General features: G+C 69.1%; 18 protein-coding genes and 1 pseudogene. 8 read left to right on the top strand and 11 right to left on the bottom strand.

All coding sequences use genetic code 11. The features are described 5' to 3' along the window. Positions 1–163 precede the first annotated feature (163 nt). Complete coding sequence (locus PU630_RS00665) at positions 164–2,509, bottom strand: DEAD/DEAH box helicase (RefSeq protein WP_275278431.1); 2,346 nt, start codon at positions 2,507–2,509, stop codon at positions 164–166. Positions 2,510–2,904: 395 nt separating this feature from the next. Between PU630_RS00665 and PU630_RS17400 the strand changes: the two are divergent. Next, a pseudogene (locus PU630_RS17400) lies at positions 2,905–3,483 on the top strand (DUF998 domain-containing protein); the annotation flags it as partial. A gap of 128 nt (positions 3,484–3,611) precedes the next feature. Here PU630_RS17400 and PU630_RS00655 read toward each other — a convergent pair. Both PU630_RS00655 and PU630_RS00650 read right to left on the bottom strand, forming a co-directional pair. After that, positions 3,612–6,860, bottom strand: a complete 3,249-nt coding sequence (locus PU630_RS00655) for an efflux RND transporter permease subunit (protein ID WP_275278429.1) — start codon at positions 6,858–6,860, stop codon at positions 3,612–3,614. A 107-nt stretch (positions 6,861–6,967) separates the two neighbouring features. Next, positions 6,968–7,237 carry a DUF7218 family protein gene (locus tag PU630_RS00650; protein ID WP_275278428.1) on the bottom strand — a complete coding sequence of 90 codons (270 nt, stop codon included), beginning with the start codon at positions 7,235–7,237 and terminating at the stop codon, positions 6,968–6,970. 116 nt (positions 7,238–7,353) lie between these two features. Here PU630_RS00650 and PU630_RS00645 point away from each other — a divergent pair, with 116 nt between their 5' ends. The 3 genes from PU630_RS00645 to PU630_RS00635 are packed head-to-tail and all read left to right on the top strand — an operon-like array spanning position 7,354 to position 9,277. Continuing rightward, positions 7,354–7,518 (top strand): hypothetical protein, encoded by a 165-nt coding sequence (locus tag PU630_RS00645; RefSeq protein ID WP_275278427.1) that lies wholly within the window; start codon positions 7,354–7,356, stop codon positions 7,516–7,518. Between the two features lie 8 nt (positions 7,519–7,526). Further along, positions 7,527–7,985, top strand: coding sequence for a KUP/HAK/KT family potassium transporter (locus PU630_RS00640; protein WP_275278426.1), 459 nt, complete (start codon positions 7,527–7,529; stop codon positions 7,983–7,985). 50 nt (positions 7,986–8,035) lie between these two features. Then, complete coding sequence (locus tag PU630_RS00635) at positions 8,036–9,277, top strand: CynX/NimT family MFS transporter (protein WP_275278425.1); 1,242 nt, start codon at positions 8,036–8,038, stop codon at positions 9,275–9,277. Positions 9,278–9,284: 7 nt separating this feature from the next. On the opposite strand, the gene PU630_RS00630 is transcribed toward PU630_RS00635, so the two are convergent. Further along, complete coding sequence (locus PU630_RS00630) at positions 9,285–9,506, bottom strand: hypothetical protein (RefSeq protein WP_275278424.1); 222 nt, start codon at positions 9,504–9,506, stop codon at positions 9,285–9,287. 26 nt (positions 9,507–9,532) lie between these two features. After that, positions 9,533–10,291, bottom strand: coding sequence for a MerR family transcriptional regulator (locus PU630_RS00625; protein WP_275278423.1), 759 nt, complete (start codon positions 10,289–10,291; stop codon positions 9,533–9,535). A 170-nt stretch (positions 10,292–10,461) separates the two neighbouring features. Between PU630_RS00625 and PU630_RS00620 the strand changes: the two genes are divergently transcribed. Together PU630_RS00620 and PU630_RS00615 are read left to right on the top strand one after the other, a co-directional pair. Beyond that, positions 10,462–11,343 (top strand): DUF4097 family beta strand repeat-containing protein, encoded by an 882-nt coding sequence (locus PU630_RS00620; RefSeq protein WP_275278422.1) that lies wholly within the window; start codon positions 10,462–10,464, stop codon positions 11,341–11,343. Continuing rightward, the gene (locus PU630_RS00615) at positions 11,343–11,954 is read left to right on the top strand and encodes a PadR family transcriptional regulator (protein WP_275278421.1); all 612 of its coding nucleotides are present in this window, start codon (positions 11,343–11,345) and stop codon (positions 11,952–11,954) included. Before PU630_RS00620 ends, PU630_RS00615 begins: the two co-directional genes overlap by 1 nt. A gap of 3 nt (positions 11,955–11,957) precedes the next feature. Here PU630_RS00615 and PU630_RS00610 read toward each other — a convergent pair whose 3' ends face one another. Beyond that, positions 11,958–12,494 carry a universal stress protein gene (locus PU630_RS00610; protein WP_275278420.1) on the bottom strand — a complete coding sequence of 179 codons (537 nt, stop codon included), beginning with the start codon at positions 12,492–12,494 and terminating at the stop codon, positions 11,958–11,960. Positions 12,495–12,657: 163 nt separating this feature from the next. Here PU630_RS00610 and PU630_RS00605 point away from each other — a divergent pair, with 163 nt between their 5' ends. Continuing rightward, positions 12,658–12,867 carry a DUF3073 domain-containing protein gene (locus tag PU630_RS00605; RefSeq protein WP_275278419.1) on the top strand — a complete coding sequence of 70 codons (210 nt, stop codon included), beginning with the start codon at positions 12,658–12,660 and terminating at the stop codon, positions 12,865–12,867. Positions 12,868–12,900: 33 nt separating this feature from the next. Here the strand turns inward: PU630_RS00605 and PU630_RS00600 are convergent, their stop codons facing one another. The 3 genes from PU630_RS00600 to purM all read right to left on the bottom strand — a co-directional run bounded on the left by PU630_RS00600 (position 12,901) and on the right by purM (position 16,281). After that, complete coding sequence (locus tag PU630_RS00600; protein WP_275278418.1) at positions 12,901–13,320, bottom strand: TIGR02611 family protein; 420 nt, start codon at positions 13,318–13,320, stop codon at positions 12,901–12,903. Positions 13,321–13,770: 450 nt separating this feature from the next. Next, the gene (gene purF, locus PU630_RS00595) at positions 13,771–15,231 is read right to left on the bottom strand and encodes an amidophosphoribosyltransferase (RefSeq protein ID WP_275278417.1); all 1,461 of its coding nucleotides are present in this window, start codon (positions 15,229–15,231) and stop codon (positions 13,771–13,773) included. 6 nt (positions 15,232–15,237) lie between these two features. Further along, positions 15,238–16,281, bottom strand: a complete 1,044-nt coding sequence (gene purM / locus PU630_RS00590; protein ID WP_428982016.1) for a phosphoribosylformylglycinamidine cyclo-ligase — start codon at positions 16,279–16,281, stop codon at positions 15,238–15,240. A 194-nt stretch (positions 16,282–16,475) separates the two neighbouring features. Between purM and PU630_RS00585 the strand changes: the two genes are divergently transcribed. Continuing rightward, the gene (locus PU630_RS00585) at positions 16,476–17,081 is read left to right on the top strand and encodes a zinc-binding alcohol dehydrogenase (protein WP_275278415.1); all 606 of its coding nucleotides are present in this window, start codon (positions 16,476–16,478) and stop codon (positions 17,079–17,081) included. Positions 17,082–17,099: 18 nt separating this feature from the next. Here the strand turns inward: PU630_RS00585 and PU630_RS00580 are convergent, their stop codons facing one another. Both PU630_RS00580 and PU630_RS00575 read right to left on the bottom strand, forming a co-directional pair. Further along, positions 17,100–17,468: a potassium transporter Trk gene (locus tag PU630_RS00580; protein WP_275278414.1), complete on the bottom strand. Its 369-nt coding sequence runs from the start codon at positions 17,466–17,468 to the stop codon at positions 17,100–17,102. Positions 17,469–17,732: 264 nt separating this feature from the next. After that, a complete protein-coding gene (locus PU630_RS00575) occupies positions 17,733–18,086 on the bottom strand; it encodes a sterol carrier family protein (RefSeq protein ID WP_275278413.1) in 354 nt (117 codons plus the stop codon). Positions 18,087–18,121: the final 35 nt, after the last annotated feature.

Genomic DNA, 18,121 nt, shown 5'->3' with positions numbered 1-18,121 from the left:
TTAGGCAGTACGCCTTACAAACACGTGGGCCCCATCCTGGCAGAGACTCTGCCCGAAGGGAATACCCGCCCGGGGTCCACGGGCTGGACTCCGGACGGGTATTCCGACATGTGAGACCGGGCATTCGGCCCGAGCTCGATCCCGATACCGATCCCGCAGAGGATCAGACGGTCGGGTCGACCTGACGGCCGCTGAGTTCCTCGAGCACATCGTCACCCGGGCGCGCCGGTGTGAACGGCGCCTCGATCTCGGCGCGCTCGAGCATCTCCGACATGCGGCGCTGCCGCTGGCGCGGCACCAGCGTCACGACGGTGCCGGCGCGTCCCGCGCGCCCGGTACGTCCCGAGCGGTGCAGATACGTCTTGTACTCGCTGGGCGCATCGGCCTGCACCACCAGATCGATGTCGTCGACGTGGATGCCGCGGGCGGCGACATCCGTCGCCACCAGCACGTTCACCTTGCCGTCGGTCAGCCGCTGGAGGTTACGCGAGCGCTTGGCCTGGTTCAGATCGCCATGCAGGGCGACGGCGCGGATCCCGGCCTCTTCGAACTGCTCGGCGAGCATCTCCGTGTACGCACGCGTGCGCGAGAACACGAGGGTCTTACCGTCGCGGTCGACCAGCGAGTTGAGGATCTCGGCCTTGTCGCGATGGTCGATGACCAATACGCGGTGGTCGATCGTGCTCGACTCCTGGTCTTCGCCGGCGACCTCGTAGACGGCGGGCTCCACGAGGAACTCGTCGACGAGCGCCGCGACCTCGCGGTCGAGCGTGGCCGAGAACAGCAGCTTCTGCGCGCCGTCGGCGACGAGACGAAGAATGCGCTGCATCGGCTCGAGGAATCCGAGCTCAGACATGTGGTCGGCCTCGTCGAGCACCACCACGCTCACCTGCGAGAGGTCGAGCTTGCCCTGATTCTGCAGGTCCTCGATGCGGCCCGGGGTGCCGATGATGATGTCGACGCCCTTCTTCAGCGCACCGACCTGTCGCGCCTGCGGAACGCCGCCGTAGATCTGCGTCGTGAACAAGCCCACGCTCCGCGCGATCGGCTGCACGGTGCGGTCGATCTGCAGGGCGAGCTCGCGCGTCGGCGCAAGAATCAGCGCCACCGGCGCACGGCCGAACTCGCGCTTGACGCCCGCTTTCGAGCGCAGGATCGACTCCACCAACGGAGCACCGAAGGCGATCGTCTTGCCCGAACCCGTGCGGCCGCGGCCGAGCACGTCCTTGCCGGCGAGGATGGGGCCGATCGTCGCGGCCTGAATCGGGAACGGGTGCTCCGCGCCCAGACTCGCGAGCACGCGGACGATGTTCTCGCCGAGACCGAGATCGGAGAAGGATGCCGTGGCCCCGGCATCCGCCTGCACCGCCTGTGCCTGCAGCTTCTCGTGGACGACGTCGATGTGCTCTTCATGCTGCACAGACGCGTGGTTGTCACGGCGATCGAAGGAACGACGGTCGTCGCGACGCGCGGTGTGCGACGGGGTGTCGCGGAAGCGCGCTCCACGGTCGTCGCGGAACGACGGACGCGCTCCACGATCGTCGCGGCGGTCATCCCGATACGAGGGGCGCTGACCCCGATCCTCACGACGATCTCCGCGGAACCCCCGGTCATCGCGGTCGTTGTGCCGAGGCGCGCTGTCGCCGCGGTATCCACGCTCGGCGCGATCGTCATGGCGGGCCGGACGGCGGTCGCCGAACCCGCGGTCGTCCCGGCGATCGCCGCGATACGAGGGGCGCTGACGCCGGTCATCCCGATACGAGGGGCGCTGGCCGCGGTCGTCGTGGGAGGCGGGGCGCTCGGCGCGGTCGTCCCGGCGAGCGCCGCGGAACCCGCGGTCGTCCCGATCGTTCTGCCGAGCGCCGCGGAACCCGCGCTCGTCGCTGTCGTTCTGACGCGGTCCCCGGTCGTCCCGGTAGGCGGGACGCTGACCCCGGTCGGCACCGCGGTATCCACGCTCGTCGCGGTCGTTGTGACGCGGGCCACGGTCGTCCCGGTAGGCGGGGCGCTGGGCGCGGTCATCCCGGCGACCGCCGCTGAACCCGCGGTCGTCGCCGTCGTTCTGCCGCGCACCGCGGAACCCGCGGTCGTCGCGGTCGTTCTGCCGCGCACCGCGGTATCCACGCTCGTCGCGGTCGTTCTGCCGCGCACCGCGGAACCCGCGGTCGTCGCGGTCGTTCTGGCGCGGGGCGCGATCGTCGCGGTAGGCGGGACGCTGACCGCGGTCGTCGCGACGTGCTGACCGGTCGTCGCGGAAGCCGCGCTCGTCACCGCGGTACCCGTGACCGTCGCGGATGGCACGCGACTCATCGCGGCCGGCCTTCTCCTGCGCGGTCCAGCGACGCTTGGGCGCCTCGGCCTCGGCAGGGCGGTATCCGCGGTGGCCTGGGCTGCGGCTGCCGGCCTTTCCGGCCGACGACTCCCCCGGGCGATGCTTGGTCTTCGCGGCGTAGCGGGGATCGAAATTACGAGCGGGCCGGCCTCCGGCCGGCTTCTTGTTCTTGGGCATGGTCCTTCTGGGTTCTCTTACACGAGAACAGCGCTCGAGCGCACGCCCGAGCAACCCGGACATTCGTCGGCCGGGGCCATTCTGATGATGGTCATGCACGCCGAGCGGCGCCCATCATCGGCCCCTCGGGCACACAAACCCACATCTCGCCCTGAGCCGACCCGACCAGCCTATCGGCCGCACCTGGGAGACCGCCCGGGCCACGGCATTCCGGGCTACACACCCGGAAATCCCCTGTCAACCCCGGCTTCCGCCCGTGCGATCAGCGGTCGAGCCTAATAGCATCGTCTCGACGGCTTGCGCCGTCACGCTGGGGGCTGGAGAAAACTGCATCCGGCGCGACACACGGATCAGGTCTGGGGACTCGGGCGAGTGGTGCGCCTCGAGGGGGACTGATGTCGACCGGGGAACCGACCTCTTATTTCAGGCCGATACCGGCGCTGCGCTTCGACCCGACGCGATTGCCGATCCTGTTGCGCCCGACGGCTCCGCGGTGGGCGGCACTCGTGACGGTGATGCTGATCCTGGGCACGGCCGTCTCGATGGTCACGACGACTGACACCGACTGGTGGCGTTCGCAGTTCAGCGAGCTGGGGACGTTCCGCGATTTCTCGGGACACACCTTCAACGCCACGATGATCGTGGTCGGGATGCTGTTCCTCGGGTTCTCGCTGCAGGTCCGACGCGACATGCACGCCCTGCAGGACCTGCGGGGCACCAAGCGCTCGGGCAAGGTCAGCGTGCTGCTGGCATGCTCGGGCGCGCACCTGGCGGCAGTCGGATTCTTCCCGATGAACGTCAACCAGTTCATGCACGAACGCGCCGCCGACGGCATCATCTTCTCGTTCCTCGGCGTGCTCATCACGGTCGTCGTGCGCCGGCGCCACTACACGCCGCGCCTGATGATGTTCACCTATGTCCTGGGCAGCACCCTCGTGACCACGACCATCGTGTACCTGTTCAAGTTCATGACGCTGGCCGCATTCGAGCTCATCGCGTTCACGCTCATCTTCACGTGGGTCGGTGTGTTCGCGGGGCGGCTGCACCGCACCCTCACCGAGACGCGGCATGGGCATGCGTCCGCTCCGGCGACCGCGGACGCTCAGTGCTCGCGGCGCGACCTGCGCGATGACTCCACCTGGTGGATCGCCGGCGCTGACGGCAGCGCCCCGACCGTCTCGGTCCCGTCGACGTCGGCTGTGGCATCCGCCCTCATCCCGCGGGCTGCCTCCCGCCGCTCGCGCGCACCCTCGACGAGGTTGTACAGCGTCGGCAGCACAAGCAGCGTCATCACGGTCGACGACACGAGGCCGCCGATCACGACGATCGCGAGCGGCTGCGAGATGAACCCGCCGTGGCCCGTGATCCCGAGCGCCATGGGCGTCAGCGCGAAGATGGTCGCCAGCGCCGTCATGAGGATCGGCCGCAACCGCCTCGACCCGCCTGCCATCACCGCGTCATGGGTGGACAGGCCCTTGACGCGGTACTGGTTGACGAGGTCCACGAGCACGATGGCATTCGTGACCACGATGCCGATGAGCATGAGCACGCCGATGAGGGATGCCACGCCCAGCGGCACTCCCGTGATCAGCTGCAGCAGGATCGCGCCCGTCGCGGCGAACGGGATCGACACCAGCAGCAGCAGCGGCTGGCGCAGCGACTTGAACGTGGCCACCATCACGACGTAGACGATCAGGATCGCGGCGAGCATCGCCAGACCCAGCTGCGAGAACGCGGTGCCCTGCTGCGAGAGGACGCCACCGATCGACGCATCGGCCGCCTCCGGCAGATCGGCGTTCTTCAGCGCCTCGTCGATGGTGGTGGATGCCGCGGTCAAGTCGTCGGTCGACGGGGTGACCGTCACCGTCGCGGTGCGCACGCCGCGCTGCGTCGAGATCGAGGTGGGGCCGTTGCTCTTCTCCACGGTCGCTATGTCGCCCAGCTCGATGATTCCTGTCGCAGTCGCGACATCCATCTTCTTCAGCGCCGCGAGCGAGTCGGGCACGTCGGCGGCATCGAGGTACACGGTGACGCTCGACTCGTCGATCTCGACCGTGCCGATCTGCTGCGGGCGCATGGTGTTCGACACGATGCTGCCCACGGCCGCCTCGCTCAGGCCGTGTTCGGCGGCCTTGTCGCGGTCGACCGACACCGAGATGTAGGGCAGAGAAGCCGACAGGTTCGTGGAGACCTGCCCGATGCCGGCCTTGCCGCTGACGGCATCCACCACCGCATCGGTCGCGGTCTGCAGCGTCTTGCCGTCGGGGGCGGTGATGTCGATCTCGACGTCACTCGAGCCGAACCCGCCCTCGGCGGCAGCGACCGTCACGGTGCCGACGCCCTTCAGGTCGGCCACGGCGTCTTCGACGTCGGCCCGGACCTGCTCCTGGTCGGCGTCGGTGTCGGTCGTGATCGAGTACGTCACGCCGCTGCCGCCGCCCGAGAAAGCGTCGCGCAGGGCCGAGCCGCTCGAGCCGATCGAGGTCTGCACGGTGTCGATCCCGTCGACGTCTTTGATCGCGGCTTCGACCTTCTTCGCCGCGGCGTCCTGAGAGGCGAGGGATGCCGCGGGCCCCAGGTCCTGCGTCATCGTGAACGTGTTCTGCCCCGAGTCGCCGAGGAAGTTCGTCTTCATCAGCGGCGCGAGGGCGATCGTGCCGCCGAGCACGAGAACGGCGATGATCACGGTCACGCCGGAGTGCTTGAGCGTCCAGTGCAGGATCGGCAGGTAGCCCTTCTGCAGACGCGACGGCGGGGCATCGGCAGCCTCGGGATCGATCGGCTTGCCGTCGGCGTCGAGCAGCTGCTTGCCCGGCTTGAGGAACCAGTACGCCAGCACCGGCACGATGGTGAGGGCCACGACCAGCGAGGCGACCATCGCGATCGTGACGGTCAGCGCGAACGGCCGGAACAGCTCACCGGTCATGTCGCCGACGAACGCGATGGGAAGGAACACTGCCACCGTTGTCAGTGTCGACGCCGAGACGGCCGTCGCCACCTCGCGCACGGCGCGGGTGATCGCCTGCAGCTTGTCGGCGCCCTCGACGTAATGCCGTTTGATGTTCTCGATGACGACGATCGAGTCGTCCACGACGCGCCCGATGGCGATCGTCAGCGCGCCGAGCGTGAGGATGTTCAGCGAGTAGCCGAATGCCTGGATGCCGATGAACGTGATGAGCACGCTCGTCGGGATCGAGATCGCGGTGACCAGCGTGGAGCGCACCGACAGCAGGAAGATCAGGATGATGATCACCGCGAACAGCAGACCGAGCAGGCCCTCCTGGGCGAGCGAGTCGATCGACTGCTGGATGTACGGCGCCTGATCGAACACGACGGTGAAGTGTGCACCGTCCAGCTGCTTCTGCAGATCGGGCAGCGCGTCTCGCACGGCCGTCGACACGTCGACGGTGTTGGCCGCCGGCAGCTTCGTGATCGCCAGCGTGAGGGCGTTCTCGCCGTTGACCCGCGAGATGGTCGTCACCGGGTCACGCTCGAGCTTCACGCTCGCGACATCCGCGATGGCCGTCGTCGTCGACGTCGTGGTCTTCGCGCCGCCCGCCGCGCCCGCCTGCGCCGGGGCCTGGGCCTGCTGCTGGGCCAGGCCTTGCGCGCTCGGCACGAGCGGCAGCTTCTCGATCTCCTTGACGGCGTCGAGCTTCGCGCCGGTCTGCACGGTGAGAGTCTGGTCGCCCTCGGTGATGTCGCCGCCCGGGAAGAGCAGCCCGTTCTGGCTGAGTGCGTCGGTGATCGACTGCGTGGTGAATCCGGATGCCGCCAGCTCGTCGGTGTCGGGAGTGATGGTCACGCGCTGGCCGCGTCCGCCGACGATCTGCGCGGCGTTGACGCCGTCGATGTCTTCGAGGTCGGGGACGACGGTGCTCTCCAGCCGCGACTGCACGGTCTGCTCGTCGTCGAAGCCGGTCACCGCCAGCTGGATCACCGGGAAGTCGTCGATCGACGCTGAGATCACATTGGGATCCACCCCATCGGGGAGCGTGGACTTTATCCGGTTGATCGCGACGCTGATCTTCTGTTCGGCCGTGGCCAGGTCGGTGCCGTACGTGAACTGCGCCTGCACGATCGACGAGTTCGTGGTGCTGGTGGCGCTGGTCTCTTCCAGGCCCGGCACACCCTGGATCGCCTGCTCGATCGGGTCGGACACGTCGCGCGACACGACCTCGGGAGAGGCACCCGAATACGTCGAGACGACGATCAGCTGCGGAAACTCGATCGAGGGGATGAGCTCCTGCTTGAGATTGACCAGGGCGATCGAGCCGAAGACGGCGGCGATGATCGTGATCAGCGCGATCAGCGCGCGGTTACGCAGACTGAGGACGGCGAGCTTCGACACGGGGGCCCTTCGAGCGGGAGGCGGGGCACGGCCGCGATCAGCCGCACGGGCGCGATTATTCCACGCGTCCGTTGTGCGTACGCCGTGCCGCTGTACAGACCTGCCGGTCAGTGATTGCGCAGCATGTCGATGAGCTCGCTCTTGCGCTTGTCGGAGTAGCCGTGCAGGCCGAGTTCCTTCGCGCGCTTCTTCAGCTCGCCGACGGTGCGGTCCTCATAGTCTTTCGCCTTGCCACCGCGCCGCCCGACCTTCTTCTCGCCCTCGTTCGCTGCGGCGTTCGAGATGCGCGCGGCCTTCTCTTTCGAAGCGCCGTCGTCGCGCAGCTCTTCGTACATGTCGGGATTCTTCAGGCTGTTCGAGGCTCGTCCTCGGGGCATGATGTCTCCTTCCTTCGGCCCCTCACCGTAGCGCCGCGAGCCGTGCCGCGGGGAGGGGTTGACGCGCCTACCCGATCCATGCTCAGGTAGGCACACGTTAAAGGGAGGTCACGCTTATGAATGCCGCATTGATCATCATCCTCATCATCGCTGTGATCGTCGCGATCTTCAGCGGACTGAACGCCGCCCTGCACTGGTTGCTCTGGGTCGCGCTCGTGGTCGCCGTGATCGCTTTGATCGCGTTCTTGTTCCGGGTCATCAGCGGGCGCAACCGCACCTGATCGTCGCGATGTCGCGTGCGCGCGACGAGCCGGACGACCCACCGGACGCCGAACCAGCCGATGTCGCGAGCGAGGAGCGCCGCGACCGTCCTGCTGCCGTGCCCGCCGAGGAGCGGGCACGGCAGCAGGGTGCCGGCCAGGTGGCGCTGGTCGCATTGGCGGTGCTGGGCGTCGTGTACGGAGACCTCGGCACGAGCACCATCTATGCGCTGCACGCCGTTTTCAACGGTGGCGCCGGCCACCTCGAGCCCGACCGCGACAACGTGCTCGGCATCCTCTCCCTCGTATTCTGGACGCTGATCCTCGTCGTCTCGCTGAAGTACATTGCCCTGGTGCTCCGCGCCGACAACCGAGGTGAAGGCGGCGTGTTCGCCCTCGTCGCACTTCTGCAGCCCTGGCGTGGTGTGAAACGACTGCCGCGTCGCACGCTGATTCTCGTCGGGCTGGCCGGCGCCGCCATGCTGTAGCGTGCGCATCTGATTCGGTCGCATGCACGGGCCGGGCATAGCCTGAACGCATGACCTCTGCGACGCCGCCGATCCACCGCGACGGCGCCGCCCGCGCGGGCCTCATGCTCGCCGGCGTTCTGCTGCTCGCCGCCAACCTGCGCGCGGGAATCACCTCGGTCGGCCCGGTCCTGGGCGACATCCGCACCGATCTGGGCATCGGCGGCACCGCAGCATCCTTCCTCGTCGCACTCCCGGTGATCGGGTTCGCCGTCGTCTCACCCATCGCCCCCGGCATCGCCCGCAAGGTCGGCCTCGAGCGCGCCCTCGGCGGTTCGCTGCTGATCCTCGCGGTGGCCATCGTGCTGCGATCGGTGCCGCTGCCGGGCGCGATCTGGGTCGGCACGGCGATCCTCGGTGGCGCCATCGCGATGATCAACGTGCTGCTGCCGGCCCTCATCAAGCGCGAGTATCCCGACCGGGTGGGGCCGATGACCGGCATCTACTCCGCGCTGCAGAGCGGGGTAGCGGCGATCGCCGCGGGCCTGGCCGTGCCGATCGCCGGCATGACGAGTGCGGGCTGGCGGCTGTCGCTGGGTATCTGGGCTGCGCTGGCCCTCATCGCGTTCGCGGTGTTCCTGCCGCAGCTGCGCGCCCGGTACACCCCCGCCGACAAGGCGATGGATGCCGCGGCCGCCGAAGGCGCCGACGCCCCGGCCGACCCCGCCCACGTGGGACCGATGTGGCGCTCTCCGCTCGCGTGGGCGGTGACGCTGTATCTCGGTCTGCAGTCGACGATATACTACACGGCGATCACCTGGTGGCCGACCGTCGAGCACGACGGCGGGCTGTCGATCGTGGGCGCCGGGTGGCACCAGTTCGTGTTCCAGTGTTTCGGCATCGTCGGCAGTCTCACCGCCGCAGCGCTGCTCCACCGGCTGCGCGCGCAGAGCGGGCTCGCAGCGATCGCAGCGGTCGTCGTGTTCGTCGCGGTGGGCGGGCAGATGCTGCTGCCGGCCCTGGGCATCGTCTGGGTGGCGATGCTGGGTGCGGCGGGCGGGGCATCCATCACCGTCGCGCTGTCGCTGTTCGGTCTTCGCACCCGCAACCACCACCAGGCTGCGGCGCTGTCGGGCATGGGTCAGTCGGTGGGCTATCTGCTGGCGGCGTTCGGGCCCATCCTCGTGGGGGCTCTGCACGACGCGACCGGCTCGTGGGAGTGGCCGCTGTTCGCGCTGCTCGTGGTGAGCGTCGGCATCTTCATCACGGGCATCCTCGCCGGCCGCGCCCGGTACGTCGGCGAACGGGCCTGACGCGCCCTCAGCGCCTGCGGCGGGGCGGCGGCTCGGGCACCCGGACGGCGTGCGTCACGGCATCCAACGGCACGCGCACAAGCCCCCGGCGGGTCTCGACGACGCAGCTGGTCGGCGTGATCTCGCGCAGATACCCGAGCGCGTCCGCCCAGCCGCCGTCGGTCCTGCGTCGCACGGTCACCCGCGTGCCCGGCTCGCAGGAGCGCAGGAAGTCGACGGGACCGGGCATACCGCCAGCTTAGAGCGGCGCTGCGGCTACAGGTCCGCGTCGGCATAGACGCGCAGCGCGTCGCGTACGAACGCGGCACCCTCGGCGCCGCCGTAGTTGGCGGCGAACCGCGGGTCGGCGACATACATCTCGCCCAGGCCCCGCACGTATCCGGCGATGTCGCCGTCGGATGCCGCGGCCGGCGTCCCCGGGATGCCCCGGAGCCACTGCACATGCCGTTCGGCCAGCCCGTGCGCCTCGGCGCTGTCAGCCGGGATGCCGCGGGCCGCGGCATCCCGCCACTGCTCGTTCAGGTCAGCGACCTGCCTCTGCCACGCCGCCCGCTGGTCGGGGGTCATCCCCTGCCACCAGTCGTTGCCGCGTGCGTACGCGTCGCCGCCCCAGCGCTCGGTGACCTCCGCCTGATACTGCGTGTTGTCGAATCCGTCGAACATCTTCTCGGCCATGGGTTCTTCCCCTTTCTGAAGGGCATCGATGGTGGACGTGACGGCGGCGATCCGCCGGTCGAGGCGCTCCTTCTCCTGCCGCAGCAGGTCGAGGTGCGTGCGCAGGGCCCGCACCTCGCTCGTCTCGCGGTCGAGCACCTCGGCGATCTGCGGCAACGGCAGCCCGAGCTCGCGCAGCAACAGGATGCGCTGCAGCCGCACGAGCGCCGACTCGTCGTACCGTCGATACCCGTTCGCGCCGATGCGGCTGGGAGCCAGCAGCCCGATCGCGTCGTAGTGACGCAGAGTTCTGCTGGTCGTGCCCGCGAGCGTGGCGATCTCGTGGATGGTTCTGTCCATGCGCCCCTCTCCTTCCGTTCTCGTCCCGTCGGGCTCCACGCTAATCCTTGACGTAACGTCAAGCTCAAGCGCCCGCGGCGGTGAGAATCTCCTGCGAGGGGTTGCGCTCGAGCTATATCGCGTTTATTGTCAAAGACACGATATATCTCGAATCACATACGGGAGTCCTCATGACCAGCGAGAAGTGGCTCATCCAGCCGGGCCAGACACGCGTCATCGATATCGAAGACGTGACCAGACTCAAGATCGGGCTCATCGGCGGGCAGATCGACGTGGTCGCCCACGACGAGCCGAACCTGCGCATCGAGGTGCACGCGGTCTCCGGCCGCGACCTGCGCATCGAGGCGATCGACGGCGCCGTCGAGATCGACCACCCTCAACTCGGGTGGGACAACTTCCTCGACGTGTTCCGCCACTTCGGCGCGAACGGCCCGAAGGCCGAGATCAGCGTCGCCGTCCCCCGCACCGCGGCCGTCACTCTCGGCGTGGTCAGCGCCAGCGCGCTGGTGAGCGGGCTGCGTACCGACGCGCGCCTGAACACCGTCTCGGGCGACCTGCTCGTCGACGGCCTGACGGGCGACCTCACCGTCAACGCCGTCTCCGGCGACGTGCAGATTCGGGGCCTTGCCGGCGCCCTCCTGGCCAACAGCGTGTCGGGCGACGTCACGGCGTCGGGCTCGATCGCCAAGGCCATCGTCGACACGGTCTCGGGTCCGGTCCTCATCGACAGCACCGGCGACGTCGACCGCATCTCGCTGAACACTGTCTCGGGCGACGCGACGATCCGGCTCGACGAGGGACGAGCCGCCAACTATGTCGTGCGCAGCGTCAGCGGCCAGGTGCTCATCGATGGCACGGTCCGATCGGGGCAGGGCAACGGCCCGGGCACGAGCTACACCGGCACGACCGGGCAGCTCTCGGGCAGCTTCGCCGACGTGCGGACCAACTCCGTCTCCGGAAACCTGTCGGTCCTGCGCCGACCGACGGACGGGGTGGATGCCGCGGCCGACGCCGGCGGCGACACCGACGCGACGACGGAGGAGGAGTGGTGATGGCCCCGGTCTTCTCACACGGCGACCTGCGCCTGTACCTGCTGAAGTTGCTCGACGAGCAGCCCCGGCACGGTTACGACCTGATCCAGGCGCTCACCGATCGCACCGGCGGCACTTACACGCCCAGCGCGGGCACGATCTATCCGCGGCTGGCGAAGCTCGAGGAGGAAGGTCTGGTCACCAAGACCGTCGAGGGCCGCAAGACGATCTACGCGATCACCGACGCCGGGCGCGCCGAGGTGGCCGACCGCGCCGAGGAGTTCGACGGGATCGAGGCGGGCCTGGCCGACTCGGTGCGCCTCATCGCCGACGAGGTGCGCGGCAGTGTGCGTGAGGCGATGAAGAGCCTGCGCGCCGACCTGGCCGCAGCCGCGCACGAGGAGCGGCGGGCCGCCCCGACGCGCACGGCGCGTGACGACGACCCGCGCGTGCGCAGCCGCGAACAGCTGCAGCGCGCCGACACGGCCGTGAACGCCTTCCGCGCCCACGTGCGCACCGACCTGCGCGCACACGTGGCGCGCGGCGGGGTGGTCGCGGCATCCACTGTCGACCGACTGGTGCGCGCACTCGACGACGCCGCGAAGGAGGTCACCCGTGCGCTGCACGGGTGAGCGTCACCAGTCGAAGTCCTGGTCGTCCGCCAACGTCTCGCCGATGGGCACCACCAGAACGGGCCGCGTCTGCCGGTGCGCGAGGCGCACGGCGACGGACCCGGTGAAGAACTCGCGGATCGACTCGCCGAGGCCCTGCTTGCGGGTGCCGACGACGATGACGCGTGCGCGCGCCTCATCGGCGAGCTTCTTCATCGCCAGCGCCGGGTCGCCCACGAGCCACCGCATCGACCAGTCGATGCCGCAGCCGTCCAGCGCGGCCTTCGTCTCATCGGTTATCTGCCGCACCTCGTTCTCGCGCCCGACGGCGGCGAGGTCGATCGCCGCCGTCTGCACCGAGCCGTCGGGGTCTTCGTACGCCACGAACCGCGTGACGTCGACGTTGACCACCACCAGCGGCGCGCCGAATGCCTTGGCGTACCGCGCGGCCTCCTTCACGACGCGCGGCGATTGCCCCGCGACGATGCCGACGATCACCGCACCGGCGAGGTCGGCGGCCGTCTCGGGCTTGGGTGCGGCGTCGGATGCCTCCTGGGACATATATCTCGCAGCCTCTCGTTGGGGACCGGTCGGGGGGCTGCCCGCAATCAGGCCGTTCGCCACCCCGCGTGATATCCTGAATGCTACTCTTGCCGGTTGATACCGGACATCGTGAACAGTCGGGCCAGACACTGCCCGCGACTTGACCATAAGGGGGTCTCGCATGGGGCGTGGCCGTCAGAAGGCGAAGCACACCAAGATCGCTCGCGAGCTCAAGTACGACACGTACAACGTGAACTTCGCGTCGCTCGAGCGTGAGCTGGGTCATCCCGAGTCCAATGAGGACGAATACGTCGACAAGTGGGCGGACAAGTACGCCGACGACGAAGACGACGAGAGCGCGGGCTCGTACCAACAGCGTCTGCAGGCGTAGACCGCCTCCGACCATACGCGGCGGCCGCGAGGCTCAGCGCGGGGTGTTCGACGCGCGCGCGTTCGGCGTGCGCGCAGTGTTCGATGCGCGTACGACGCGCCGGGCGTCGCGGCGCGCATGCCACCACGCCCAGAACCGGGCGAGCTGCTTCTTCAGCCAGCCCGACAAGCGGTGCGCCCACACGAACTCGGTGCCCAGCAGCGCGAGTCCGGTGAAGACGATGAGCCAGCCCGGGCCCGGCAGCGGCACGAGGATCAGTCCGCCGAGGGTCAGCAGCGTGCCGATGACCCCAACGGCGATGCGGTAGCCGCGCTCCAGGCGCGGGTGACCCGACAGCCAACGGCGGGCGCGGCGCAGGCCGCGACGCACGGGGCCTGCGGGTTTCTCGATGGCCGCGGGATCCGTTCGCGCGATCCGGGTGAGTTCTCCGGTGGGAGCGGAAGCGGCCGACATGAGCCGACGCTAACAACCGACCTCGAATGTGGGCTGTGAGTCTGCGTACTCGCACCACGCCCCGGGTCCCTCACGAAATCAGGTGTTCTCGCGAAATCAGGAAGGATTCGGCCCGCAACGACCTGATCTCGCGAAAACACCTGATTTGAGACCGGCGGGACGCCACGGGCGGCGGTCCGGCGGGGCGCCACGGGCGGCGCTGCAGCGGGATGCCCGGGAAGGGGCGCTGCAGCGGGATGCCGCGGGCCGATCATCCGCGCAGTGCTGTTCGTCTCGCAGGAGATCCAGGCCGAATCGCCCCGACACGCCGGCCGACGCGCCCGCGATCGCCATTCCATCCTGCGAGAGGAACGCCGGGGAGGGATGCCGGTGGCCGGAGGAACGCCGGGGAGCGACGCCGGGGCCGGGATGCCGCAGGCCGCGGACCCGACAGCCACCCGGCTGCGGAGCTCAGCTCTCCTGCGACCCCTCGACCCAGGCGAGGTACTCGTCGGTGACGGTACCGGTGACGTAGCGGCCATCGAAGCAGCTCAGATCGAGGTCGTTCAGCTCCGATCCCTCGACGATGGCGCTCTTGAGGTCTTCGACCTCCTGGTACACGAGATGGTCGCAACCGAGTTCGATGGCGATCTCGGGGATCGTACGCTCGTGGGCGATGAGCTCGCGCGCCGACGGCATATTGATGCCGTACACGTGCGGGTAACGCACGGGCGGCGCGGCCGATGCGAACGTGACCGAGGCGGCTCCGGCATCCCGTGCCATCTGGATGATCTGCTTGCTCGTCGTGCCGCGCACGATCGAATCGTCGATGAGCAGCACGTTCTTGCCCTCGAACTCGCTCGACATGGCGTTGAGCTTCTGGCGCACCGACTTCTTGCGCACGGCCTGCCCGGGCATGATGAACGTGCGGCCGATGTAGTGGTTCTTGTAGAAGCCCTCGCGGTACTCGATGCCCAGCACCCGGGCGACCTCCATGGCAGCGGGCCGCGACGAGTCGGGGATCGGCATCACGACGTCGATGTCGTCGACCGGCGTGTGCTTGGCGATCGTGGCGGCGAGCTTCGCGCCCATCCGCAGCCGCGCGTCGTAGACCGAGACACCGTTCATCACCGAGTCGGGCCGCGCGAGGTACACGTACTCGAACGAGCAGGGCACCAGCTGCGGCTGCTCGGCGCACTGGCGTGAGTGCAGCTCGCCCTCGCTCGTGATGAACACGGCCTCGCCCGGCGCTATCTCGCGGACGATCTCATAGTCGGCGTTCTCGAGCACGAGCGATTCGCTGGCCACCACCCATTCGTCGCCGGCCAGACCCGCGCTGCGCCGGCCCAGCACGAGGGGACGGATGCCGAACGGATCACGGAACGCGAGCAGACCGTACCCGGCGATCAGCGCTATCACCGCGTAGGCGCCCTCGATGCGCCGGTGCGTGCGGGCGACGGCGTCGAAGATGCGCTCGGGCTCGAGGTCGACGGGGCTCGTGGTCTCTTGCAGCTCGCTGGCCAGCGCGTTCAGCAGCAGTTCGGTGTCGCTCGACGAGTTCAGGTGCCGGCGGTCGCGGTGCGCCATCTCGTCGGTGAGTTCACGCGTGTTCGTCAGGTTGCCGTTGTGGATGAGCACGATGCCGTACGGCGAGTTCACGTAGAACGGCTGCGCTTCTTCTTCGCTCGAGGCGGCGCCCCGCGTCGCGTAGCGCACATGACCGAGGCCGACGTTACCGAGCAGCGACCGCATGTCGCGGGTGCGGAAGCTCTCGCGCACCTGCCCTTGGCCCTTGCTCATGTGGATGACGCCGCCCGGCTCGGCCGTGGCGATGCCCGTGGCATCCTGCCCACGATGCTGAAGAAGAAGGAGGGAGTCGTAGATGTCCTGGTTGACCGGGCCGCGCCCGACCATTCCGACGATGCCGCACATCTGCTGTTACTTCGCTCCGTCTTCCCGATACGCGCCGACCAGGCGCACCGCGCCGCCGTCGACGCCCTTGGCGCCCTGGTCGAACTCCCCCGTAGGACGCTCGCCCGAGGCGACGACGCCGATCTGCCAGGTGTCGATTCCCGCGGAGGCGAGAGTGGATGCCGCATCCGCCGCGACCGCCTGGTCGACGACCGCGAGGAAGCCGACACCCAGGTTCCAGGTGCCCTCCGTGGCGACGAGGTCCAGACCGCCGAGGTCCGCGAGCACGCGGAACACCGGCGCCGGAGACCACGTGGAACGGTCGAGCTCGACCCAGGTCTCCTGCGGCAGCACGCGCGCGAGGTTCGCGGCGATTCCGCCGCCGGTGACGTGGCTGAGAGAGTGGATGCCGCGGCCGAACCGCTCGACGAGCTGCAGCAGCGGGCTCGTGTAGAGGCGTGTGGGCTCGAGCAGGGCTTCACCCCAGGTCGTGCCCAGTTCGGCGCTGCGGTCACCGTACGTGATGCCGGCGCCCGAGACGATGTGGCGCACGAGCGAGAAGCCGTTGGAGTGCAGGCCGCTGGAGGCCAGGGCGAGCACGGCATCGCCCGGGCGCACGCGCTCGGCGCCGAGGATGCGGTCGGCCTCGACCACGCCGGTTGCGGCCCCCGCCACGTCGTAGTCGGCGGGACCGAGCAGGCCGGGGTGCTCGGCGGTCTCGCCGCCGACCAGCGCCGTGCCGGTCAGCTCGCAGCCGCGTGCGATGCCGGCGACGATGTCGGCGATGCGGTCGGGCACGACCTTGCCGCAGGCGATGTAGTCGGTCATGAACAGCGGCTTGGCGCCGACCACGACGATGTCGTCGACGACCATGCCGACGAGGTCTTCGCCGATGGTGTCGTGCTTGTCGATCGCCTGCGCGATGGCCACCTTCGTGCCCACGCCGTCCGTGCTCGAGGCGAGCAGCGGACGCGTGTATCCGAGCAGAGCGGAGGCGTCGAAGAGGCCTGCGAATCCGCCCACACCGCCGAGCACTTCGGGGCCGTGGGTGCGCTTGACGGCCGACTTCATCAACTCGACCGCGAGATCACCCGCGGCGGTGTCGACTCCGGCTTGTGCATAGGGGTTGGCGGAAGGGGTCGCTGCCACGGCACAAGCCTACCCGGGCGATGCCTGTGCAGATGCCGGATGTCGGGCGCCGCCCGAGCGGCGAGAACGCCCGATCAGCCCGGTCCTCGGGCGCGCGCTCGCCCTACAATGGCGGCATGCACAGCGACGATCCGGGATGGGCGATCCGCGAGAGCGCCGATCGCCCGGTGCTGCTCGCGCTGTGCCTGCGACAGCTGGCGGGAGTGCGCTCGCCGGTCGAACTCCCCTATCTGCGCGGCATCCCGCCTCGTGAGAACGACCGCAGCGCCGACGCGCAGGAGGCCCTCGAGCGGCAGTGGACCTCGTACTGGAAGATGACCGTCGAGCCTCAGGCGCACCCTTCGGCGGCGCCGCTCGAGCTCGTCGACGGCTTCGAGACGCTCGTGGCTCTCCCGGCGGGATTCGCCGAGTTGCGGCGGGCCATCATTCCGCACGCCGCCGAGGCGCTGCAGCTGTCGGACGACATGGCCACCCGCTACAAGAAGGCCGAGATCGCGAACCCCGGCATCTCTTACCGCGGCTATGCCAGCGCCATCGCCGAGCATGAGCGGCAGGTGGGCCGACGCGCGCACCCGTTCGAGCTGAACGTGCAGGTGCTGCCGCTGACGCAGCGCGGCGTGTGGTGGATCGGTGCGCTCACCGTCGCCGTGACCGATGGACTGCGGCAGGATGTCGCGGCCTTCGACACAGCGATCCACCCGATCATCGCCGACCTGGCGTGACGCAGGCCGGTCCGATCGTCAGTCGACGGTGGTGACCCGTTCGCGGCCGACCTGCACCTCTCGGGTACGACGGCCGACGGTGCGCTCGAGGATGAGTGCGACGATGCCGCCCAGCGCGACGCCGACGACACCGCACACCAGCACGAGGAAGCCGAAGACCTGGCCGCTCGTGTAGCTGACCGCGCTGTAGGCGCTCTGCTCGGCGCCCGTCGCGTCGAACACACCGAATCCGTAGGTGAAGATCAGCGCCGCGAGCACGCCGAGGGCGGCTCCAAGCACCAGGAATACGAGCATCTTCGGCGCGCGGCGCACGCTGACGGTCTCGACGCTCTCCTCGATCAGTTCCGCGGGAGCGGAGGGTGCCGGCTTGTCCGCTTCTTCGACCATGCCTCCATTGTCGCACCGCTGGTTGTGAGCGGGATCGGGATGCCGCGGGTCTTGATCGCACGGCGGCCGGCCCGCGGCATCCATCCTTCCGTCGTCACAGATGACCATTCCCGCGCCAGAAAGCGGCAATCCGTGACGACCCAAAATCGAGCGGAATTTCAGTCGTCGCAGATGACCACTTCGGCGCGCGAAAACGGTAATCCGTGACGACTGAAAATCGACGGCGCCGCATGCCCGCCTACCGCGCTCGGCACGCGAGCGCGCTCAGGGGCGCAGCGGCAGCAGGTCGGAGATGTCGGCACGCACGCCGGAGGCCAGGATGCGGCCGGATGCCTCGGCTTCTTGCCACTGCTGGGTGCCGAGGGCGAGCGAGATCCAGGTCATCGGGTCGGTCTCGACGACATTCGGCGGCGTGCCGCGGGTGTGCCGTGGCCCCTCGATGATCTGCACGGCGCCGAACGGCGGCACGCGCACCTCGACCGTGTGCCCCGGCGCCTTCTCGCCGAGCAGCTGCAGCAGATAGCGGACCGAGGTGGCCAGGTCGGTGCGTTCGGGGTCGCCGCTGCGGACCCCGGCCAACGCGGCTCTGCCATCCTCCGTGGAGATCTTGCGGGCCATGCGGCCACGCTACCCCGCGCGGCACGCCAAGCGGC

It is taken from the genome of Microbacterium horticulturae (assembly GCF_029094505.1).
Classification (GTDB): domain Bacteria; phylum Actinomycetota; class Actinomycetes; order Actinomycetales; family Microbacteriaceae; genus Microbacterium; species Microbacterium horticulturae.
This window is presented reverse-complemented; position numbering and strand designations above follow the sequence as displayed.